The organism is Streptomyces sp. NPDC101191 (assembly GCF_044767915.1).
Taxonomy (GTDB): Bacteria; Actinomycetota; Actinomycetes; order Streptomycetales; family Streptomycetaceae; genus Streptomyces.
The window spans coordinates 93,026-112,654 of record NZ_JBIWOU010000008.1 but is presented as its reverse complement, the minus strand read 5'-3'; the positions used below and the strand labels follow the sequence as shown (position 1 = coordinate 112,654).

Annotated in this window: 20 protein-coding genes; 10 read left to right on the top strand and 10 right to left on the bottom strand. The window is 72.5% G+C overall.

From position 1 onward, the window contains the following. Positions 1–182: 182 nt before the first annotated feature. The gene (locus tag ACIRQF_RS28900) at positions 183–1,934 is read left to right on the top strand and encodes a hypothetical protein (protein ID WP_404096307.1); all 1,752 of its coding nucleotides are present in this window, start codon (positions 183–185) and stop codon (positions 1,932–1,934) included. A gap of 20 nt (positions 1,935–1,954) precedes the next feature. On the opposite strand, the gene ACIRQF_RS28895 is transcribed toward ACIRQF_RS28900, so the two are convergent. The 3 genes from ACIRQF_RS28895 to ACIRQF_RS28885 form a co-directional block, all read right to left on the bottom strand. Then, positions 1,955–2,908, bottom strand: coding sequence for a polysaccharide deacetylase family protein (locus ACIRQF_RS28895; RefSeq protein WP_376628975.1), 954 nt, complete (start codon positions 2,906–2,908; stop codon positions 1,955–1,957). Between the two features lie 94 nt (positions 2,909–3,002). Next, positions 3,003–3,857, bottom strand: coding sequence for a PPK2 family polyphosphate kinase (locus ACIRQF_RS28890; RefSeq protein WP_404096304.1), 855 nt, complete (start codon positions 3,855–3,857; stop codon positions 3,003–3,005). Positions 3,858–3,885: 28 nt separating this feature from the next. Next, positions 3,886–4,506: a TetR family transcriptional regulator gene (locus tag ACIRQF_RS28885; RefSeq protein ID WP_404096301.1), complete on the bottom strand. Its 621-nt coding sequence runs from the start codon at positions 4,504–4,506 to the stop codon at positions 3,886–3,888. Positions 4,507–4,583: 77 nt separating this feature from the next. Here ACIRQF_RS28885 and ACIRQF_RS28880 point away from each other — a divergent pair, with 77 nt between their 5' ends. Further along, the gene (locus ACIRQF_RS28880; protein WP_404096298.1) at positions 4,584–5,516 is read left to right on the top strand and encodes an oxidoreductase; all 933 of its coding nucleotides are present in this window, start codon (positions 4,584–4,586) and stop codon (positions 5,514–5,516) included. 128 nt (positions 5,517–5,644) lie between these two features. Here the strand turns inward: ACIRQF_RS28880 and ACIRQF_RS28875 are convergent, their stop codons facing one another. The 3 genes from ACIRQF_RS28875 to zapE all read right to left on the bottom strand — a co-directional run bounded on the left by ACIRQF_RS28875 (position 5,645) and on the right by zapE (position 8,723). Next, positions 5,645–7,036 carry an alkaline phosphatase PhoX gene (locus ACIRQF_RS28875; protein ID WP_404096295.1) on the bottom strand — a complete coding sequence of 464 codons (1,392 nt, stop codon included), beginning with the start codon at positions 7,034–7,036 and terminating at the stop codon, positions 5,645–5,647. 135 nt (positions 7,037–7,171) lie between these two features. Then, positions 7,172–7,597 carry an OsmC family protein gene (locus ACIRQF_RS28870; RefSeq protein ID WP_376628983.1) on the bottom strand — a complete coding sequence of 142 codons (426 nt, stop codon included), beginning with the start codon at positions 7,595–7,597 and terminating at the stop codon, positions 7,172–7,174. 34 nt (positions 7,598–7,631) lie between these two features. Beyond that, positions 7,632–8,723 carry a cell division protein ZapE gene (zapE, locus tag ACIRQF_RS28865; RefSeq protein WP_389757059.1) on the bottom strand — a complete coding sequence of 364 codons (1,092 nt, stop codon included), beginning with the start codon at positions 8,721–8,723 and terminating at the stop codon, positions 7,632–7,634. A 36-nt stretch (positions 8,724–8,759) separates the two neighbouring features. On the opposite strand from zapE, the gene ACIRQF_RS28860 reads away from it, so the two are divergent. The 4 genes from ACIRQF_RS28860 to msrB all read left to right on the top strand — a co-directional run bounded on the left by ACIRQF_RS28860 (position 8,760) and on the right by msrB (position 12,851). Next, entirely contained in the window at positions 8,760–9,611 is an 852-nt protein-coding gene (locus ACIRQF_RS28860; protein WP_382481469.1) for a pyrimidine reductase family protein, read from the top strand. Positions 9,612–9,717: 106 nt separating this feature from the next. Further along, positions 9,718–10,188: an indole-3-glycerol phosphate synthase gene (locus tag ACIRQF_RS28855; protein ID WP_376628988.1), complete on the top strand. Its 471-nt coding sequence runs from the start codon at positions 9,718–9,720 to the stop codon at positions 10,186–10,188. Positions 10,189–11,008: 820 nt separating this feature from the next. Next, positions 11,009–12,400 (top strand): UDP-N-acetylmuramate--L-alanine ligase, encoded by a 1,392-nt coding sequence (gene murC, locus ACIRQF_RS28850; RefSeq protein ID WP_376628990.1) that lies wholly within the window; start codon positions 11,009–11,011, stop codon positions 12,398–12,400. A 43-nt stretch (positions 12,401–12,443) separates the two neighbouring features. Continuing rightward, complete coding sequence (gene msrB, locus ACIRQF_RS28845; RefSeq protein ID WP_376628992.1) at positions 12,444–12,851, top strand: peptide-methionine (R)-S-oxide reductase MsrB; 408 nt, start codon at positions 12,444–12,446, stop codon at positions 12,849–12,851. A 57-nt stretch (positions 12,852–12,908) separates the two neighbouring features. On the opposite strand, the gene ACIRQF_RS28840 is transcribed toward msrB, so the two are convergent. Next, positions 12,909–13,346: a Fur family transcriptional regulator gene (locus ACIRQF_RS28840; protein WP_376628994.1), complete on the bottom strand. Its 438-nt coding sequence runs from the start codon at positions 13,344–13,346 to the stop codon at positions 12,909–12,911. A gap of 187 nt (positions 13,347–13,533) precedes the next feature. Here ACIRQF_RS28840 and katG point away from each other — a divergent pair, with 187 nt between their 5' ends. From katG to ACIRQF_RS28825, 3 genes are all read left to right on the top strand, one after another. Beyond that, a complete protein-coding gene (katG, locus tag ACIRQF_RS28835; protein ID WP_376628996.1) occupies positions 13,534–15,759 on the top strand; it encodes a catalase/peroxidase HPI in 2,226 nt (741 codons plus the stop codon). Between the two features lie 224 nt (positions 15,760–15,983). Continuing rightward, on the top strand, positions 15,984–16,742 hold the full coding sequence (locus tag ACIRQF_RS28830) for a hyaluronoglucosaminidase (protein WP_404096288.1): 759 nt from the start codon (positions 15,984–15,986) through the stop codon (positions 16,740–16,742). Positions 16,743–16,759: 17 nt separating this feature from the next. Continuing rightward, positions 16,760–17,032 carry a hypothetical protein gene (locus ACIRQF_RS28825; protein WP_403530201.1) on the top strand — a complete coding sequence of 91 codons (273 nt, stop codon included), beginning with the start codon at positions 16,760–16,762 and terminating at the stop codon, positions 17,030–17,032. 20 nt (positions 17,033–17,052) lie between these two features. Here the strand turns inward: ACIRQF_RS28825 and ACIRQF_RS28820 are convergent, their stop codons facing one another. From ACIRQF_RS28820 to ACIRQF_RS28810, 3 genes are read right to left on the bottom strand one after another with little or no spacing between them, the layout of a single operon-like run. Further along, entirely contained in the window at positions 17,053–17,823 is a 771-nt protein-coding gene (locus ACIRQF_RS28820) for an SDR family NAD(P)-dependent oxidoreductase (protein WP_404096284.1), read from the bottom strand. Next, positions 17,823–18,068, bottom strand: a complete 246-nt coding sequence (locus ACIRQF_RS28815) for a DUF397 domain-containing protein (protein ID WP_404096281.1) — start codon at positions 18,066–18,068, stop codon at positions 17,823–17,825. Before ACIRQF_RS28815 ends, ACIRQF_RS28820 begins: the two co-directional genes overlap by 1 nt. Next, positions 18,065–18,892 carry a Scr1 family TA system antitoxin-like transcriptional regulator gene (locus tag ACIRQF_RS28810; protein ID WP_404096278.1) on the bottom strand — a complete coding sequence of 276 codons (828 nt, stop codon included), beginning with the start codon at positions 18,890–18,892 and terminating at the stop codon, positions 18,065–18,067. Before ACIRQF_RS28810 ends, ACIRQF_RS28815 begins: the two co-directional genes overlap by 4 nt. 129 nt (positions 18,893–19,021) lie before the next feature. On the opposite strand from ACIRQF_RS28810, the gene ACIRQF_RS28805 reads away from it, so the two are divergent. Further along, the gene (locus ACIRQF_RS28805; RefSeq protein ID WP_404096275.1) at positions 19,022–19,525 is read left to right on the top strand and encodes an ATP-binding protein; all 504 of its coding nucleotides are present in this window, start codon (positions 19,022–19,024) and stop codon (positions 19,523–19,525) included. Positions 19,526–19,629: the final 104 nt, after the last annotated feature.

Below are 19,629 nucleotides of genomic sequence, written 5' to 3'. Positions count from 1 at the left end.
TCGCGGCAGGATTGGGTTGGCCTCTGTGACGCGTGGCGAAGGTCACCCCAGTTGGATGGCAACCCAACGGCGTGGAGGATCGTCTGAGTTCTGGACTTCTGGTGCCCTGAGCGGCGCCTCCCCCTTGATGCAAGCGGTTGCGACGCCGGGCCCGGGGCCCGGCCGCCGTTCTGGAGAGACAGTTGAAGACAGCCACGACGCTGGAGGCGGCGGAGCCCGCCACCGGTGCCCATCAGAGACCCCCGCGCCGGGCGCCGCAGGACCTGCTCAGGAGGGTGGCCCGCCGTTGGGGGCCCGCTGCCGGAGAGGTGGCGGTGGCGACCGCGACCGCGCTCGGGTTCACCGTCTGGGGGCTGAGCATCGGCAACAGCCCCGTCACGCGCGTGGGGCAGGTCAGCGGGCTCTCCACCCTTCAGTTGCGGTTCGCGGTCGTCGTGCTCGTGGTCCTCGCCGTCGTGGGGTGGGTCACCGTCCGGGCGACCGACCGGGTCAAGCAGATCACCAACCGCCTCGCCGCCGCGGCCGTCGCAGGCCTCTCCACCGGGTTCATCGGGGCCGGCCAGATCTTCGCGCTGCGGGGCACGCCCTGGCCGCTGAACGGTCCCTACGGTGACAACAACCGCATCCTCGGCTGGGCCGAGGAGGTGCTGCACACCGGCGCCATGGACGCCTTCTACCCGCCGGCCGTGCCCTACACCATCGGCTACCTCGCCAAGGCCGGGCTCTTCGACGGCGAGCCCGCCCTCGCGTTCAAGTGGGTCTTCATCGCCATCGTGGCCCTCACCGGCCCCGCCGCGTACCTGCTGTGGCGAATGTGCCTCAAGCCGCTGCCCGCGCTCGCCCTGGGTCTGCTGCCCGCCCTCCAGCAGACGCTCCCTCACAAGCCCTACAGCCCCTTCGTCCTCGTCCTGCTCCTGCCGCTCATCGCGAAGCTGCTGCTGTGGCTGCGGGCCTCGCCGCGCTTCAGCACGCGGGGCACGGTCCTGCGCGGCGGCTTCCTCGGGCTGCTCTTCGGGCTGCTCTTCCTCGTCTACTCCGGCTGGCACCTGTGGTCGCTGCCCGGCGTGATCGTCGCCGTGCTGTTCTTCTACCCGTGGCGGACCGGGCCGCTGCGCGGGCTCGTCCTCCTCGGCAGCGCGCTCGGCGGATTCCTGCTCGTCGCCGGGGTCTACCTGCGGGTGCTGCTGGGGGCGACCAGCACGCGTGACCAGTGGTGTTCCGGTTACACGCTCACCGAGCCCGCGTACATCGGCACCACCCCGCTGAGCAGCCGCGCCTGGGACGAGCCCGGTGAGTACCCGGGCTTCGGCGAGTTCTCCGGGCTGCACATGTACGCCGTGATCGTGCTGATCGGCCTCGGCTTCGCCGTCGCGCTCGGCCTGCGCAAGGCCGTGGTCGTCGCCCCGCTCGCCTGCTTCGGCAGCGCGTGGCTCATCCGTTTCTGGCTGGCCGGCCACATGGAGGCGGACCAGCAGGTGCAGCTCTTCCCGCGGACCATGATCCAGATTCAGGTGACGCTGACCGCCCTCACCGTCCTGGCCTGCGTGCTCGCCGCCCAGCGGCTCGCTCCCCTCGTCAAGCGGCTGAGGGCCGAGGAGAAGCCGGGCCAGGCGCCGCCGCAGCGGTTCACCGCGGTCGGCGTGCTGCTCGCCATGGCGCTCGCGGGCGGCATGATCGGGTCCTTCTTCAGCAACCAGTACCTGCCGACCCACCCCGACGAGAAGCTCGCGGGCACGCTGGCCTGGCAGGCCCACCAGTTCCGCAAGCCGGACGGCTCCTGCCCGAAGTACGCCGACAAGGGGAAGTGCAAGCCCTTCCCCACGCGGACCGTGGCCGAGAACTTCACCGAGGTCGACCGGATGGTGTGCGAGTACCCGTGGCGGAAGGCGACCAGGGAGGGCTGGATCGTCCTCGATCTGATGACCCGGCCGTAGGGCCGGGTCACCCGCGCTCCCTATCGGCTCATCAGCTCCGAGACCTTCACGAAGCGGTAGCCCTTCGCGCGCAGTTCCGGGACGATCCGGCGGATCGCCCGCTCGGTGACCGGGGCCGCGCTGCGGGTGCAGTGCATGACGACCAGGGAGCCCGGCTTCACCTCGGACAGGACCTGCTCGGCGACGGCGTCGGCGTCCTTGGCGAAGGCGTCCCCGCTGACCACGTCCCACTGCACGGCGGTGACGCCGGCCGGGGCGAGGGCGCGGCGGGCCTCGTCGTCGTAGCAGCCGCCGGGAAAGCGGAAGTACGGCACGACGTTGGTGGCCCCGGCGTCGCGGAAGGCGTCGAAGGCGCGCTGGACGTCGGCCGCCATGTCGGGCCTCGCGACGGTCGGGAGCCCGTAGCAGGGGTTCGCGAAGGCGTAGTGGCTGAAGGAGTGGTTGGCGATCTCGAAGCGGGCGTCGTTGCCGATCGACCTGGCCTGGTCCGGGTACTCCTCGGCCCAGCGGCCCGTCATGAACACCGTCGCGTCGACCTTCAGCCGGCGCAGGGTCGCGATCAGCTGCGGGTTGTCGAAGTGCTCGCCGCGGGCCGCGCGCGGTCCCTGGTCGGCCGTCATGTCGGCGTCGAAGGTGAGCGCCACGACCTTCTCGGTGCTCTTCGCCCGGTGGCTGTAGACCGGGGTCAGGCCGCCCGCCGCCGGTGCGAGCGTGGGCGGGGCCTTCCGTGCGGGGGCCGCCCGGTGGCCCGGGGCGGGCGGGGCCCCCGCCTTGGCGCTGGGCTGCCCGCCCGGCTCGTGGGCGGGGTCGGCGCCGGCGGTGGTGCCGGAGGGGGCGGCGCTCGTGCTGCCGGAGGGCCGTGCGGGGGACGCCGCGCCGCTGCGCCCGGCCGTGTCGGCCGCGCCCCCGCCGCAGCCGACCAGTACGGCACCCAGGAGGGCCAGTGCCGATAGTTTTCGTGCAGGAATGGTCACCCGGTGAAATTATCCGATCGGACTCCGTCCCGGTCCGCGGCTCGACGCGTACGTGCCGGACGGACACTCAGGCGCCGCAACGGCGCCCCGCGTCTCACGACTCCAGGAGCCGCCTCCGCGCCTCCGCCACGTCGAAGTCGCCCTTCGGGTACTGCGGGTCCAGTTCCGCCAGGTGCTCCAGCAGCAGGGTGCTGATCGCCCAGTTGCGGTACCACTTGCGGTCGGCCGGGACCAGGTACCAGGGGGCGCGGTCGGTCGCGCAGCGCTCCAGGGCCAGTTCGTAGGCGTCCTGGTAGGCGGGCCACATGGCCCGTTCCTCGATGTCGCCAGGGTTGAACTTCCAGTGCTTCTCCGGGTTGTCCAGGCGTTCCAGGAGCCTCTTGCGCTGCTCCTCGTAGGAGATGTGCAGGAACACCTTCACGAGGGTGACGCCGCTGTCCGCCAGACCCTTCTCGAAGCCCGCGATCTCGCCGTAACGGTCTTCGATCTCGCCCCGCGGGACCAGCTCGCGGACCCGGGCGATGAGGACGTCCTCGTAGTGCGACCGGTCGAAGATGCCGATCTCGCCCGCCTGGGGGAGTGCCTTCGTCACGCGCCACAGGAAGGGGTGCTCGCGCTCCTCCTCGGTCGGGGCCTTGAAGGCACGGATGCGACAGCCCGAGGGGTTGAAGTGGCCGATCACGTGCTTGACCGTGCCGCCCTTGCCGCTGGTGTCCATGCCCTGGAGCACCAGGAGCAGCCGGCGCCGGTCGCCGGCGGTGCTCGCCGCGTACAGGCGTTCCTGGAGGTCCGCGAGCCGCGGGCCCAGCGCGGCGGTGGCGGCCAGACCGGCCGCCTTGCCGTCGGGGCCGCCGGGAGTCGCGGAGGTGTCGTACGAGGCGAGGTCGACGCTCTCGCCGACCGGAAGCCTGAGTCGGTCCTTCAGCGGACGCTTCTTGTCCTTCGGCATCTCTCGCCCTTCCCGTACGGCGGTCCCTTCACCGATCCTGCGGGTCGAGCGCCGGGCGCACCACCGCGAACGCCCGGTCGAGCAGCAGCAGCGGGTCCTCCGCGGCCTCGCCGTCGGCCCACTGCTGGAGCGCGGTGTGGAAGGCGACCAGGGCCGTCCCGGCGGCGAGCCGCGGGTAGAGGTCGGCGGCCGGGTCCAGGCCCTGACGGCGGGCCAGCTCGGTCGCGAGGGTCGCGCGCCACTCGGCCTGCCGTTCCAGCAGGCGCCCGAGCAGCGCCGGGGTGCGCAGGATCAGCTGGACCACGCGCAGTGCGCGGGCCGCGTGCTCGGGCGTGTCCAGGGTGCAGGCGGCGAGCGGTACGGCGACGGCGTGCCGCAGTGACGCGGACGGCGGCTCGTCGGCCGGGCGCTCCGCGAGCGCCGCGTGGATCTCGGTGCCCATGCCGGAGAGGAACTGGACGACGACGTCCTCCTTGGACGCGAAGTAGCGGAAGAAGGTCCGCTTCGACACCCCGGCCTCGGCCACGATCTCGTCCACCGTCACGGCGTCGAAGCCGCGCCGGGCGAGGAGTTGGAGTGCCGCCTCGGTCAGCTCCGTCGCCACGAGAAGGCGTTTGCGCTCGGCCAGCGAGAGGTTGTCGGACGTCATGCGCCGATCCTAGCCCGGCCCGCTGGCACTCGGGGCAATGCTTGACACCAAGTGTCATCAGCGGCAGCGTGTGTCACATGACCCATGCGACAGAGCAGTGGAACGCCGACCGCATCCCCGACCTCACCGGACGGACCTTCGTCGTCACCGGGGCCAACAGCGGCCTCGGCCTCGCCACCACCCGGGAGCTGGCCCGCCACGGCGGGCACGTCGTCCTCGCCGTACGCGACGGGGGCAGGGGGCGCGCCGCCGCGCAGCGGATCGCCGGGGAGGTCCCGGGCGCCCGGCTCGACGTCCGGCGGGTCGACCTCGCCGACCTCGACTCCGTGCGGGAGTTCGCCGACAAGCTGCGCGCCGAGCACCCGCGCCTCGACGTGCTCGTCAACAACGCCGGCGTCATGGCACCGCCGCGCACGCTCAGCGCCCAGGGCCACGAGCTCCAGTTCGCCGCCAACCATCTCGGCCACTTCGCCCTCACCGGGCTGCTGCTCGACCGCCTCGCGGCCGGCCGGGACCCGCGGGTCGTCACCGTCAGCAGCCTCCAGCACCGAAAGGGGCGCATCGACTTCGACGACATCGACGGCGCGCGCCGCTACTCGCCCATGGGGCACTACAACCAGGCCAAGCTCGCCAACACCGTCTTCGGCCACGAGCTGCACCTGCGCCTCACCGCCGCCGGCAGCCCGGTGCGCAGCGTCCTCGCCCACCCCGGCTACACCGCCACCAACCTCCAGAACGACACCCCCGTCGCCCTCGTCCGGTGGGTGTACGGGAAGGTCCTCGGCCCGCTGCTCGCCCAGGCACCGGAGTCCGGCGCCCGGCCCCAGCTGTACGCGGCGACCGCCCCGGGCGTCGAGGGCGGCGCGTTCCTCGGGCCGGACGGGCCCGGCGAGCTGCGCGGCGCCCCCAGGCCGGTCGCCTACGCGCCGGCGGCGACCGATCCGGAGACCGGCCGCCGCCTGTGGGAGCTCTCCGAGCGGCTCACCGACGTGCGCTACCCGCTGGGCTGATCAGGCGCCCGGGCCGGGTCTCCGGCCCGTCGGCTCCCGGCCCCGCGGCCCCTCACCGGAGCCACGGGCCCGTCACCGGCAACCTCACCGGCCCGTCACCGGCAACCTCACCGGCCCGCGGGCGGCCCTCACCGGCGCCACGGGCCCGTCACCGCGAACGTCGTCCCCGGCGTGTAGCAGTTCACGTACATCGTCGAAGCGTCCGGCGAGAACGTGACGCCCGCGAACTCGCCCCACTCCAGGGTCTCCGGGGTGCCGCCCGCTGCGGTGGCGGCCGCTGTCAGCGCCTGGGCGTTCCGGGCCATCGCGTACACCTCGCCCTTCCGGCTCACGCCGAAGACGTGCTGTGCGCCGTCCCCGTCCTCGCAGACCATCAGGCCGCCGGCCGGCGCCAGGCAGATGTTGTCCGGGGACTCGCCCGGCAGCCGCACGTCCGTGTCCGGACCGAAGACGACGACGAGGGTGAGGCGGCGCCGGTGCGGCTCGTACTTCCACACCTGTCCGAAGTGGGTCGCCGCGGAGCCGTCCTTGGCACGGGCGAAGGAGGACACGAAGTACACCGCCCCCGGGCCGCCGCCGTTCCCGCCCCAGTAGCAGCCCTCCAGCTTCTGCGCGTGCGTGATGCCCTTCGGGCCGAAGTCCTGGAGCCGGACGGGGGTCCGCGTGGCCATCGGATCCGGTACGGGCACCCACTCGACGCCCTCGAAGCGCGCCCCCGTCTCCTGGACCGCCGACAGGTCCGGCACGCCCGGCACCCGCATCGCCTCCAGGGCGCCGCCGGCCCGCAGCGAACCGGTGCCGCCGAGCGGTCTGTTCGGCAGGAAGCGGTAGAAGAGGCCGAAGGGCTGCTGGAAGGCGTCCTCCGTCTCGTAGACGATCCCGCTCCGCGGGTCGATCGCGACGGCCTCGTGCTGGAAGCGGCCCATCGCGGTGAGCGGCACCGCGCCCGTGCGGCGCGGGTCGGCGCCGTCGACCTCGAAGACGAAGCCGTGGTCCTTGGTGTAGCCGTTGGTGCCGGCCCGGTCCTCGGTCTCCTCGCAGGTCAGCCAGGTGTTCCAGGGGGTGGGCCCGCCGGCGCAGTTGACCGCGGTGCCGGCGATGGCGACCCGCTCACCGCGGACGTCGTTCCGGCCGTCGAGTTCGAGGGCGGTGCAGCCGCCCTTGGCCGCGGGGTCGTACGTGAGGCCCTCGACCGTGGGCACGGAGGTCGGCGCCGTGACGCGGTTCTCGTGGTTCCGGACGAGGTGGACCCGGCCGCGGCGGCCGGCGAAGGCGCCCATGCCGTCGTGGTTGCCGGGGACGAGCCCCTCGCCCGAGCGGAGCGGGTCGCCCTGCCGGGACAGGACCTTGTAGCGGAAGCCGGCCGGCAGGTCGAGCAGGCCGTCGGGGTCGGGGACCAGCGGGCCGTAACCGGCGTGACGGCCGGTCGTCGGTGCGGCGACCGCGGTACCGGCGAAGAGTTCGGAGAGGGCACCGGAGAAGACGATGCCGGCGAGGATCTGACGTCGTGTTGCGGACATGAGGCAACCAACCCACTTCCTGTTGGCGGACAGGACTCGAAAGAGCGTGGTGTGACGCGTGACCCGCATGTGTGTACCACGCACAGGGGTGGCACGTGAACCATGCGGGCCACGCGGTGCCTCAAGGGGCGGCGGCTAGGCCAGCTCGGCCGTCAGCGTGATCGTGGTGCCCGTCAGCGCCTGGCTGACGGGGCAGTTCTTCTTGGCGTCCTCGGCGAGCGCCTGGAACTGGTCGGCGTCCAGGCCCGGCACCTCGCCGCGCACGGTCAGGTGGATGCCGGTGATGCCCTCGCCCGGCTGGAAGGTCACGTCGGCCTTGGTCTCCAGGCGGGTCGGCGGGTTGCCGGCCTTGGCCAGGCCGTTGGAGAAGGCCATCGAGAAGCAGGACGAGTGCGCGGCGGCGATGAGCTCCTCGGGGCTGGTCCTGCCGTTGGGCTCCTCGGCTCGCGACGGCCAGGAGACCTCGTAGGAACCGATGCCGGAGGAGTCGAGCGTGACCTCGCCCTTGCCCTTGAGGAGGTCGCCCTCCCAGACGGTGTGGGCGTGACGCACGGTGGCCATGGTGTATCCCTTTCGATCGGGTATGGCCCCCAAGCTACTGCGCGACCAGTCCCTTCGCGTCCCGCGCGAGCGCGGTGAGCCGCGAGATCGCCCGGAAGTACTTCTTCCGGTACCCGCCGTTCAGCATCTCTTCGCTGAACAGGCGGTCGAAGGGCAGCCCCGAGGCGAGCACGGGTATCTCGCGGTCGTAGAGCCGGTCGGCGAGCACGACGAGGCGCAGCGCGGTCGACTGGTCCGGGATCGGCTGGACGTCGGTGAGGCAGACCGCGGCGAGGTCGTCGGTGAGCGCGCCGTAGCGGCTCGGGTGCACCCTGGCCAGGTGGTCGAGCAGATGCGGGAAGTCGTCGAGGGAGGCGCCCGGGGTCGCGTACGCGGTCTTCGCGACGATCTCGTCGGAGTACGGGGCGGGGGCCTCGGGCAGACCGCGGTGGCGGTAGTCCTCGCCGTCGATCCGCAGCGGCCGGAAGTGCGCCGACAGTCCCTGGATCTCGCGCAGGAAGTCGGCCGCGGCGAACCGGCCCTCGCCGAGCTTGCCGGGCAGGGTGTTGGAGGTGGCGGCGAGCGCGACGCCCGCGTCGACCAGCTTGCCGAGCAGGGTGGACACGAGCACCGTGTCGCCCGGGTCGTCCAGCTCGAACTCGTCGATGCACAGCAGCCGGTGCCCGCTCAGGGTCTGCACGGTCTGCTGGAACCCGAGGGCGCCCACCAGGTTCGTGAGCTCCACGAAGGTGCCGAAGGCCTTGAGCGAGGGCTCGGCCGGGGTGGCGTGCCAGAGGGAGGCGAGCAGGTGGGTCTTGCCGACGCCGTAGCCGCCGTCGAGGTAGACGCCGCGCGGGCCGGTCGCGGCCGGCTTCTTCGGGGCCCTGGAGAACCAGCGGCGCCTGCCCGCGCCGGAGGCGTGGGCGCCGCCCAGCCCCTCGGCGAAGCCGCTCAGCACCTTGACGGCCTCGATCTGACTGGGCTGGTTCGGGTCCGGGATGTACGTGTCGAAGCGCACGGCGTCGAACCGGGGCGGCGGCACCATCTCCGCCACGAGGCGGTCGGCGGGGACATGCGGCTCTCGGGAGCAGAGCGAGAGCGGGGCCGCTTCGGTGGAAGCCGCTTCGGTTATGGCACGGGTCGACACAGTTCCCCACTGTAAGCGCCATGTCAGACTGCGGGGATGCGACGCCTGTTCCCTGTGACGGACATGACAGCCACCGACCGTGCCACGGGCGCGGCGGACGCCCAGGACGCGGAGGACGCGAAAGAGGCGAAGGGGGCGACGGCGGCCGCGCCGGACACCTCCGACCGGGAGTGGTCCCTCGACGAGCTCGCCGACGCCTACGCCTACCCGGCGGACGCCGCCGGCTCGCGCTGGCTGCGCGCCAACATGGTCGCCTCGCTCGACGGGGCAGGCCAGCACGACGGCCGGTCCCAGCCGCTGTCCTCCGACACCGACATGCGGATCTTCGGGACCCTGCGGGGCCTGGCCGACGTGGTCGTCGTCGGCGCCGAGACCGTGCGGGCGGAGGGTTACCGACCGGCCCGGGCGCGGGACGCCTTCGCGGCCCGGCGCGAGGCCGCGGGGCAGGGTCCGGCGCCGGTGATCGCCGTCGTGACGGCCTCGCTGGACCTGGATTTCTCGCTTCCGCTTTTCACCGAGCCGCTGGTGCCGACCCTGATCCTGACGGGCGCGGCGTCCTCCCCGGAGCGGCGGGCGGAGGCCGAGCGGGCGGGCGCCGAGGTGCTCGTCGCCGGCGACGGTCCCGGGGTCGATCCGGAACGTGCCGTCACGGCCCTCGCGGCGCGCGGTCTGCGGCGGCAGCTGACCGAGGGCGGACCCCGTCTGCTGGGCCAGTTCGTGGCCGCGGGCGTGCTCGACGAACTGTGCCTGACCGTCTCTCCGACGATGACCGCGGGCACCGCCCAGCGGATCGCCGGAGGCCCTGCCGTGGCGGTTCCGAAACGCTTCGCCGTGGCGTCGGTGCTGGAGCAGGACGGCTTTCTCTTCACCCGCTACCGTCGGATCTGACAATCGGCGGAATTTGTCGTTCCGCTTAGCGTCCGCTGGGCACACTTACTCTCGCAGTCCCCGTGTGGGCACGGGGAAGGATGGTTTCCGCAGAAGGGCTCCTGAGGTGTTCACAAGCGTTCTGATGATCGAGAAGCCCCTCACGTCCGTCGACGTGGATTTCGTCACCACCCTGCACGGCGACGAGGGCGTGTCCTTCATCGTGCTGATGCAGCCGCGTGGTGACCAGGCCGATGTCCTGCTGCGTGCCATCGACGACGTCGCCATGGGCGAACTGAAGGAAGCGACCCGGGAGGGCGAGGAGCCCGAGGGCAAGGACGCCCGGCCGCTCGCTGAGCAGGCCCTGGAGGTCTCGCTCCAGGCCCTGAGGAAGGCGGGCTGCGAGGCCGTCGGGCAGGTGGTCGAGGACCATCCCCTGGACAAGATGAAGTCCGTCGTGGACGAGGTGAACGCCGACGAGGTGATCGTGCTGACCGCCCCGCACTACGTGGAGGAGTTCTTCCACCGCGACTGGGCGTCCCGGGCCCGCCACAAGGTCGGGGTGCCCGTCCTGAAACTGTTCGCGCACAGCGAGTGAGCGCGTAGCGGCACCGCCGCGGGCCCTTGGGCGCCTCCGCCCCTTCCAGGCGGCGGGCCCCCGGGCCCCGCGCCTCCCGCAGGGCGGGACCCTAGCCCTCCGGCCTTTCCGGGCGGCGGGCCCCTGGGCCCGCCCCTCCCGCGCCGCGGGCCACCGCCCTCCGCCCCACCCACGCCGCGGGCCACCGCCCTCCGCCTCTCCCGCGCCGCGGGCCTCCGGGCCCCGTCCCTCTCGCGCCGGGGGCCACCGCCCTCCGCCCCTCCCACGCCGCAGCTCCCCGGGCCCCGGCCCCGAGGGCCGTCGGCCCCTCGGCCCCTCGGCCCCTCGCCGCGGGTCCCCCGGGCCCGTCCCTCCCACGCTCGGAATCCTCGGCCTCCGGCCTTTCCGGGCGGGGGGTCCCCGGGCCCGCTCCTCCCGCGCCGCGGGACCCTGGGCCTCCGCCCCTTCCGGGCGGCGGGCCTCCGGTCCCGAGGCGGCCTGTCCCTCGGCCTCCGGGCCTCCGCCCTCCGCCCCACCCGCGCCGCGGCGCCCCGGGCCCCCGCCGCCGAGGCGGCCTGTCCCTCGGCCTCCGGGCCTCCGCCCTCCGCCCCACCCGCGCCGCGGCTCCCCGCGCCCCGGCCCCGACGCGGCCTGTCCCTCGGCCCCCACGCCCCCGGCCCCCGCCTCCCCGGCCCCCGCCGCCCCGGTCGCCCGGGGCCGAGGGCGTGCCGCCCCCGCCGCCCCGGTCGCCCGGGGCCGAGGGCGTGCCGCCCGGGGCGCCCGTCGCCAGCCACTAGGCTGGAGTCTCGACATCCGCACGTACCCCCGGGGAGAGATCCGCATGGCACCCGCCATCCCTGCCGCCATGGAACGGCCGCACTTCATCGGCATCGGCGGTGCCGGAATGTCGGGCATCGCGAAGATCCTCGCCCAGCGCGGCGCCAAGGTCGCGGGCAGTGACGCCAAGGAGTCCGCGACCGCCGAGTCGCTGCGCGCGCTGGGCGCCACCGTGCACATCGGACACGCCGCCGAGCACCTGGCCGACGACGCCTCCGCCGTCGTCGTCTCCAGCGCCATCCGCGCCGACAACCCGGAGCTGGCCCGCGCCGCGGAGCTCGGCATCCCGGTCGTCCACCGCTCCGACGCGCTCGCCTCCCTCATGGACGGCCTGAGCGCGATCGCCGTCGCCGGCACGCACGGCAAGACGACGACCACCTCGATGCTGGCCGTCGCCCTCACCGAGCTCGGCCTCGACCCCTCGTACGCGATCGGCGGCGACCTCGCCGGCCCCGGCACCAACGCCCGGCACGGCGACGGCCGGGTCTTCGTGGCCGAGGCGGACGAAAGCGACCGCAGCTTCCAGAAGTACGACCCCGAGGTCGCGATCGTCCTCAACGTCGAGCTGGACCACCACGCCAACTACGCGTCGATGGACGAGATCTACGAGTCCTTCGAGGCCTTTGCCGCCAAGATCCGCCCCGGCGGCACCCTCGTCGTCGGCGAGCACTCCGGCGCCCGTGAGCTGGCCCGCCGGGTGGCCGGCCGCGAGGGCCTGACGGTCCTGACCGTCGGCGAGTCCGAGGACTCCGACGCCCGCATCCTGAAGATCGTGCCGAACGGCATGAAGAGCGAGGTCACCGTCGCCCTCGACGGCACCGAGCACACCTTCACCGTCTCCGTCCCCGGCCGCCACTACGCCCACAACGCCGCCGCGGCCCTCGCGGCCGGCTCCCGCGTCGGCATCGACCCGGCCGAGCTGGCCCAGGCCCTCACCGCCTACACCGGTGTCGGCCGGCGCCTCCAGCTCAAGGGCGAGGCCGCGGGCGTCCAGGTCATCGACTCGTACGCGCACCACCCCACCGAGATGACCGCCGACCTGGAGGCCATGCGGGGCGCCGCCGGCGCCTCCCGGCTGCTGGTCGTCTTCCAGCCGCACCTCTTCTCCCGCACCCAGGAGCTGGGCCGGGAGATGGGCGAGGCCCTCGCGCTCGCCGACGCCTCCGTGGTCCTGGACATCTACCCGGCCCGCGAGGACCCGATCCCGGGCGTCACGAGCGAGCTGATCATCGCCGCGGCCCGTACGGCCGGGGCCGACGTCACGCCCGTGAGCGACAAGGCCGCCGTGCCCGAGGTCGTCGCGGGAATGGCGAAGCCCGGTGACCTGGTTCTGACCATGGGGGCGGGTGACGTCACGGACCTGGGTCCGAAGATCCTCGCCCACCTGTCGAGCTGATCGAGGGCGGACCGGAGCCGACCGGCCGCCGAGGGAGCGAACGATGGCGTACGACGTCGAGAAGACCGACGAGGAATGGCAGGCGGAGCTGACGCCGTCGGAGTACCAGGTGCTCCGGCTGGCCGGTACCGAGCCCGCCTTCCGCGGTGAGTACACGGACACGAAGACCAAGGGCGTCTACTCCTGCCGGGCCTGCGGCGCCGAGCTCTTCACGTCGACGGAGAAGTTCGAGTCGCACTGCGGCTGGCCGTCCTTCTACGACCCGAAGGACAGCTCCGCCGTCGAGCTGGTCGCGGACACGTCCCACGGCATGATCCGCACCGAGGTGCGCTGCGCCCGCTGCGGCTCCCACCTGGGGCACGTCTTCGAGGGCGAGGGCTACCCGACCCCGACCGACCAGCGGTACTGCATCAACTCGATCTCGCTGCGGCTGGAGCCGGACGAGAGCTGAGCGGTACGGACCACGGACACGCACCTGAGCCGATCGGCGCCCCGAGCGCCGGTCGGCTCAGCTGTTTCCGGCCACCGCCTCGGCTGCCCCGCACGCCGGGCAGACCCCCCGGTACGTGACCTCCACCCCCGTCACCGTGAAGCCGTAGCGTTCCGCCTCCGGAAGTCCGTCCAGCGGATCGCCCTCCGGGTGGACGTCGCGGACCGTGCCGCAGCCCGCGCAGACCAGGTGCTGGTGCGCCCGGTGGGCGTTCGGGTCGTAGCGCTTGGCGCGGCCGACGCTGGACACCTCCAGCACCTCGCCGAGCGAGACGAGCTCGCCCAGCGTGTTGTACACCGTGGCGCGCGAGATCTCCGGCAGTCGCGCCGTGGCGCGGGAGAGCACCTCGTCGGCGGTCAGATGGATGTGCTCGCCGTCGAGGACCTCGGCGACCACGCGTCGCTGGGCGGTCATGCGCCAGCCACGTCGGCGAAGCCGTTCCAGCAGATTGCTCATGGTCACCAGCCTTGCTGTGCGAGTAATCCGTATGAGTCCGGCTGTCGTATTGACTTGGACTGGGTCCACCATAGGATCGACTCCAGTAGTAGCCAAGAGGGTGTACGCCGGTCACACCGGTGTCGTCACCCCGACGCCTCGGCAGTTCCCGAGCTCCGCGATCCGAATGGTTCGGAAGGAAAGACCGATGTCTGAGCAGAAGCACGATCCCCTTGTCACCGAGAACGAGGCGGCGGCGGAAGGCACCGGCGGCTGCCCGGTCGCGCACGGCCGTGCCGCGCACCCCACCCAGGGCGGGGGCAACCGCCAGTGGTGGCCGGAGCGGCTCAATCTGAAGATCCTCGCCAAGAACACCGCCGTCTCGAACCCCCTCGGTGAGGAGTTCGACTACGCGGAGGCCTTCAAGGCCCTCGACCTCGCCGCCGTCAAGCAGGACATCGCCGAGGTGCTCACCACCTCGCAGGACTGGTGGCCCGCCGACTTCGGCCACTACGGCCCGCTGATGGTCCGCATGGCCTGGCACAGCGCCGGCACCTACCGCATCAGCGACGGCCGCGGCGGCGCCGGCGGCGGTCAGCAGCGCTTCGCCCCGCTGAACAGCTGGCCGGACAACGCGAACCTGGACAAGGCCCGCCGTCTGCTGTGGCCGGTCAAGAAGAAGTACGGCAAGGCCATCTCCTGGGCCGACCTCATGGTCCTCACCGGCAACGTGGCCCTGGAGACCATGGGCTTCGAGACCTTCGGCTTCGGCGGCGGCCGCGTCGACGAGTGGGAGCCGGACGAGGACGTCTACTGGGGTCCCGAGACGGAGTGGCTCGCCGACGAGCGCTACTCCGGCGACCGGGAGCTGGAGAACCCGCTCGCCGCCGTCCAGATGGGCCTCATCTACGTCAACCCGGAGGGCCCCAACGGCAACCCGGACCCGATCGCCGCGGCCCGCGACATCCGCGAGACCTTCGCGCGGATGGCGATGAACGACGAGGAGACCGTCGCCCTCATCGCAGGTGGCCACACCTTCGGCAAGACGCACGGCGCCGGCCCGGCGGACAACGTGGGCGAGGACCCGGAGGCCGCGCCCATCGAGCAGCTCGGCCTCGGCTGGAAGAGCTCCTACAGCACGGGCGTCGGCAAGGACGCCATCACGTCCGGCCTGGAGGTCACCTGGACGGAGACGCCGACCCAGTGGGGCAACGGCTTCTTCAAGAACCTCTTCGAGTACGAGTACGAGCTCGGCAAGAGCCCGGCCGGCGCCCACCAGTGGGTCGCGAAGAACGCCGAGGCGGTCATCCCCGACGCCTACGACGCGTCGAAGAAGCACCTGCCGACGATGCTCACCACCGACCTGGCGCTCAAGCTCGACCCGGTCTACGGGCCGATCTCGCGTCGCTTCTACGAGAACCCGGACCAGTTCGCGGACGCCTTCGCCCGCGCCTGGTACAAGCTCACCCACCGCGACATGGGCCCCGTCGTGCGCTACCTCGGCGCCGAGGTCCCGAGCGAGGAGCTGCTCTGGCAGGACCCGCTGCCGGCGCGCCAGGGCGAGACGATCGACGCCGCGGACGTCGCCTCCCTCAAGGAGCAGATCCTCGGTTCCGACCTCTCGGTGACCCAGCTGGTCTCCGCCGCCTGGGCGGCCGCCGCCTCCTTCCGCGGCAGCGACAAGCGCGGTGGCGCCAACGGCGGCCGCATCCGCCTGGAGCCGCAGCGCGGCTGGCAGGCCAACAACCCGGACGAGCTCGCCCAGGTGCTGCGCGTCCTGGAGGGCGTCCAGGAGTCCTTCAACAAGGCCGGCGGCAAGCAGGTCTCGATCGCCGACCTCGTCGTCCTCGCGGGCAGCGCGGCCGTCGAGAAGGCCGCCAAGGACGCCGGCTTCGACGTCCAGGTCCCGTTCTCCGCGGGCCGCGTCGACGCCTCCCAGGAGCAGACGGACGTCGAGTCCTTCGCCGCCCTGGAGCCGACCGCGGACGGCTTCCGCAACTACCTGGGCAAGGGCCACCGCCTCCCCGCCGAGTACCTGCTCGTCGACAAGGCGAACCTGCTCACCCTGTCCGCGCCGGAGATGACGGTCCTCGTCGGCGGTCTGCGCGCCCTGGGCGTCACGCAGCCGCAGTCCTCCCTCGGTGTCCTCACCGAGACCCCGGGCAAGCTGACGAACGACTTCTTCGTCAACCTGCTCGACCTGGGCACCGTCTGGCAGTCCACCTCCGACGACCAGACCACGTTCGAGGCCCGTGACGCCTCCGGCAAGGTCAAGTGGACCGGCACCCGTGCCGACCTGGTCTTCGGCGCCAACGCCGAGCTGCGCGCCGTCGCCGAGGTCTACGCCTCCGACGACGCCCGGGAGAAGTTCGTGACGGACTTCGTCGCGGCGTGGGCCAAGGTCATGGACCTGGACCGGTTCGACCTGCGCTGAACGGCTCGCGCCTGACGGGCGCGTGAACGGACCCCGGGCCCCGGGCGGATCTCCCGCCCGGGGCCCTGGTCGTACCCGAGCGCGCCGGATCCAGCGCCCACGCCTCGCCGGTCAGCCGAAGTCCGGGGCCGCCCGCCCGAGGACGCCCGGCGCGCATGAACATCACCCGGACGTCCTGTCAGAATGACGCCGACACAGATGGATCAAGGGGAGGGAAGAAGAACATGGCTGTCAGCAGGAGACTGTTCATGGGCGGCTTCACGGCCGGGGCCGTGACCGTGGCCGTCGGCACGACGGCGGGGGAGGCCGAGGCGGCCGGACCGGTCGAGACCTTCGCCGGGGAGGTGCACGCGGAGCGCTTCACGACGAACTCCGCGACCAACTCCGCCTTCCTGAAGACCACGTCCACCGGTGAGCACGCCGCCACGGTCTACCAGGCCGGCACCAGCGGCACCGGCGTCGCCCTCAACGTGATCTCCGACAACCCCGGCACGTCGGCGATGTACCTCTCCGGTACGGAGACCGGCCGCGGCACCCTGAAGATCGCCCACCGCGGCTACACCGACGCCTCGGACGCCAACGCCGCCGCGCTCTCCATCGACCTCCAGACCCCCGGCGCGACCGACCCCCAGAAGCCCGGCACCGCCGCCCAGGGCATCTACGTCACCGCCACCCACGGCCCCACCACCGGCGCCCTGCTCGTGCTGCGCAACAACGCGAACCTCGACGACCTCACCGTCAAGGGCACCGGCCTCATCGGCATCGGCATCGACCGCGGCGCCACCCCGCGCGCCCAGGTCCACATCGTGCAGCGCACCGACAAGCCGGGCCTCCTGGTCGACGGCACCGTCGAGGTCGGCAACACCGCCACCCCGCCCGCCGGCACCGTCTCGGCGGCCGGCGGCGGCACGCTCTACGCCCAGAACGGCGAGCTGTGGTGGCGCGGCTCCGCCGGCACCCGTACCCGAATAGCCCCGGCATAAGGAGAGAGAAGAAACCGATGGTGCAGCTCACCCCGGACGAGTTGGTCGCGGAGTTCCAGGACGCGGTCGTCGAGCTCTATTTCGCGCGCAAGCGCATCGGCGCCCTGGAGGCCGAGAACGCCGCCCTCAAGGCGCGGCTGACGGCCCCCGTGCCCTCGCAGGGGGTGCCCGCCGAGGTGCCGGCCGAGGTGCCCGCCGACCCCGCACGTGACGCGGCCCGTGACGCCGCGGGCGAGGCCGGCGGTGGGGAGCAGTGGTTCACGGCCGGGCCGGGAGAGCCGGCGGCGTAGCACCCCGGCTCCCCGCGCCGTCAGTGGACGGACAGGCCGCCGTCCACGAAGACCGCCTGCCCCGTGACGTACGCGGAGGCCCGGCTCGCCAGGAACACGGCGGCCCCCTCGAAGTCCTCGGCGAGCCCGTTGCGCCCGATCATCGTGCGCGCGGCGAGCTCGGCGACCTTCGCCGCGTCGGACGACAGGCGCTCGTTCAGCGGGGTCATCACGAAGCCCGGCACCAGGGTGTTGACGGTGACGCCGTACGGGGACCAGGCCTCGGCCTGCGACCGCGCGAGCGACTCCAGCGCGCCCTTCGACACGCCGTAGGCCCCGGACTGCACGAACGCCCGGTGCGCCTGCTGCGAGGTCACGTGGATGATCCGCCCGAAACCGCGCTCGGCCATCCCGGGCCCGAAGCGCTGCCCGAGCAGGAACGGCGCCTCCAGGTTCACGGTCATCGTCCGGTCCCAGACCTCGTCGGAGAGGTCGGACAGCGGCGGACGCAGGTTGATCCCGGCCGAGTTGACGAGGATGTCCGGCTCGCCTTGGACGGCCGCGGCCTCCTCGGCGACCGCCCGGACGCCCTCGCGGGTGCCGAGGTCGCCGCTGACCCAGGCCGCGGTCGCGCCGAACCCGGTCAGCTCGTCGACGGCCGCCTTCAGCTCGGCCTCGCGCCGGGCGACGATCACGACCTTCGCCCCGGCCCGCGCCAGGGCACGGGCGATGGCCTTGCCGATCCCCGAACTGCCGCCCGTGACCAGGGCGGTACGTCCGGAGAGGGAGAACAGGTCGTCCAGATACGTCATCAGATCTGCTCGCAGCGCGCGACGAACGCGCCCCAGGCAGCGGGCGCGAGCGCCAGCTGCGCGTCCTTGGGGCGCTTGGAGTCGCGGACGTGGACGGTACCGGGGCAGGCGGCCACCTCGACGCAGTCGTCGCCGGAGCCGCTGCTGTAGCTGGACTTGTGCCAGGAGAGCGCCACTTCGACACAGTCGCCGTCGCCGCCGCTGCTGTAGCTGCTCTTGAACCAGGCCAGGTCTGTGGTGCTCATGTCGCTCCTCGCATCTGCCGCAACAGGCTCTGGGAGTCTTCCAGGGTAAGAGCCTGTGAGCGCATCCTGGCATACCGCATCTGGAGGATGCCGACGACCTTGGAGTCGGTGACAAGCAGTCTGCTTTCCTGCCCCTCGCAGTACGCGTACCAATGGTTCTCGGGTGTCTCCAGCAACCGCATCGGTCCGGCGAGCCCCGCGTGATGCCCCCGTCCCTGCTCCATCACCTGGATCTCGATGTTGCGCTGCTCGGACATCCGCAGGATGTGCTCGATCTGCGCGCGGTGCACCTCGGTCCCGCCCGTCCGGCGACGGAGCACGTGCTCCTCGACGATGAAGCTGTAGGCGGTGTTGGGGCGTTCGGCGAGCAGCTTGTGACGCCCCATCCGCGCCGCGAGCTTCTCCTCGACCTCCCCGTCCCCGAGCGGCGGCAACTGCTGCTCGAACAGGGTCTTCGCGTACGGCTCGATCTGTAACAGCCCCGGCACCAGCCGGTTCTCGTACGTGTACAGGCACAGCGCCGTCGCCTCCAGCCTGGCCCACCGCTGGAACCAACTGGCCAGCCCCGGCTGCCGCGACAGGTGCTTCGCCGCCGCCCGGACCACCCCGAACGCGTCCAGCAGCGACTCCGCCCGGTCGACGAACGTCGGCGACGGGAACCGTCGCCCCTGCTCGACCGACGCGATCGTCTCCCGCGAATACCGCACCTGCGCGGCGAACTCCTCCTGGGTGAGTCCCGCCCGTCTGCGGAACGCCTTGACCACCTCCCCGAAGGCCTTCAGGCTGTCCGAGGTCTCGGGTTCCGCGATTCCGTCCGTCGTCATCACGCGCACCTCCCACCCCGTATGGTCACGGGCCGTGATGAGTACTGTCCACCCTTCGCACTCGTACGCTCACGCAGCGTACGAGTTGCTGACCTGGGAACCCGCACCCGGCGCCGCCACATTGGCCCCATGACGACGCAGCAGACCCGCCAAGATCCGGTCACCGTACGTGTGTTCACCCAGCGCTTCAGCTCGACGCCGCGCGGAGCCCGGCTCGCGCGTCGGCTGGCCCTCCACCAGCTCGACCGGTGGGGCGTCCCGCACGGGAGCGCGGACTCCGACGCCGCCGCGCAGATCGTCGCGGAGCTCGCGGCGAACGCCGTCACCCACGGCCGCGTACCTGGCCGGGACTTCGAGCTGGCGCTGTCGTACCGGCAGGGCGAGAGCCTGCGCATCGACGTCTCCGACACGCGGACGGAACGCCGGCCCGGCCCCGTACGGCCCGAGGTGGCCCCGCTCTCCGACCGTGGCCGGGGCCTCCTTCTCGTCGACGCGCTCGCGACCCGCTGGGAGATCCTGGACCGCGTCCCGATCGGCAAGACGGTCCGGGCCGAACTCGACCTCTCGTCCACGGGGACACGCCACCTCCGCGCGGGCGCCAGGGGCGCTACGGGCGTCACGGGTGTCACCTGAGTCACGGCCGGCGAGCTCCAGGGCCGGAATCGCCTGTTCCCTGTACCTCGTCGGTAACAGGACGACACGGCGCGCATGGCGTGCGGGGCGGTCAGGTACAGACT

Excerpts from the sequence above, each read along its gene's own strand:
- ACIRQF_RS28890 (WP_404096304.1), bottom strand. The coding sequence starts at position 3,857 with ATGCCGAAGGACAAGAAGCGTCCGCTGAAGGACCGACTCAGGCTTCCG.
- ACIRQF_RS28885 (WP_404096301.1), bottom strand. The coding sequence starts at position 4,506 with ATGACGTCCGACAACCTCTCGCTGGCCGAGCGCAAACGCCTTCTCGTG.
- ACIRQF_RS28880 (WP_404096298.1), top strand. The coding sequence starts at position 4,584 with ATGACCCATGCGACAGAGCAGTGGAACGCCGACCGCATCCCCGACCTC.
- ACIRQF_RS28875 (WP_404096295.1), bottom strand. The coding sequence starts at position 7,036 with ATGTCCGCAACACGACGTCAGATCCTCGCCGGCATCGTCTTCTCCGGT.
- ACIRQF_RS28870 (WP_376628983.1), bottom strand. The coding sequence starts at position 7,597 with ATGGCCACCGTGCGTCACGCCCACACCGTCTGGGAGGGCGACCTCCTC.
- ACIRQF_RS28860 (WP_382481469.1), top strand. The coding sequence starts at position 8,760 with ATGCGACGCCTGTTCCCTGTGACGGACATGACAGCCACCGACCGTGCC.
- murC (WP_376628990.1), top strand. The coding sequence starts at position 11,009 with ATGGCACCCGCCATCCCTGCCGCCATGGAACGGCCGCACTTCATCGGC.
- msrB (WP_376628992.1), top strand. The coding sequence starts at position 12,444 with ATGGCGTACGACGTCGAGAAGACCGACGAGGAATGGCAGGCGGAGCTG.
- ACIRQF_RS28840 (WP_376628994.1), bottom strand. The coding sequence starts at position 13,346 with ATGAGCAATCTGCTGGAACGGCTTCGCCGACGTGGCTGGCGCATGACC.
- katG (WP_376628996.1), top strand. The coding sequence starts at position 13,534 with ATGTCTGAGCAGAAGCACGATCCCCTTGTCACCGAGAACGAGGCGGCG.
- ACIRQF_RS28830 (WP_404096288.1), top strand. The coding sequence starts at position 15,984 with ATGGCTGTCAGCAGGAGACTGTTCATGGGCGGCTTCACGGCCGGGGCC.
- ACIRQF_RS28825 (WP_403530201.1), top strand. The coding sequence starts at position 16,760 with ATGGTGCAGCTCACCCCGGACGAGTTGGTCGCGGAGTTCCAGGACGCG.
- ACIRQF_RS28820 (WP_404096284.1), bottom strand. The coding sequence starts at position 17,823 with ATGACGTATCTGGACGACCTGTTCTCCCTCTCCGGACGTACCGCCCTG.
- ACIRQF_RS28815 (WP_404096281.1), bottom strand. The coding sequence starts at position 18,068 with ATGAGCACCACAGACCTGGCCTGGTTCAAGAGCAGCTACAGCAGCGGC.
- ACIRQF_RS28810 (WP_404096278.1), bottom strand. The coding sequence starts at position 18,892 with ATGACGACGGACGGAATCGCGGAACCCGAGACCTCGGACAGCCTGAAG.
- ACIRQF_RS28805 (WP_404096275.1), top strand. The coding sequence starts at position 19,022 with ATGACGACGCAGCAGACCCGCCAAGATCCGGTCACCGTACGTGTGTTC.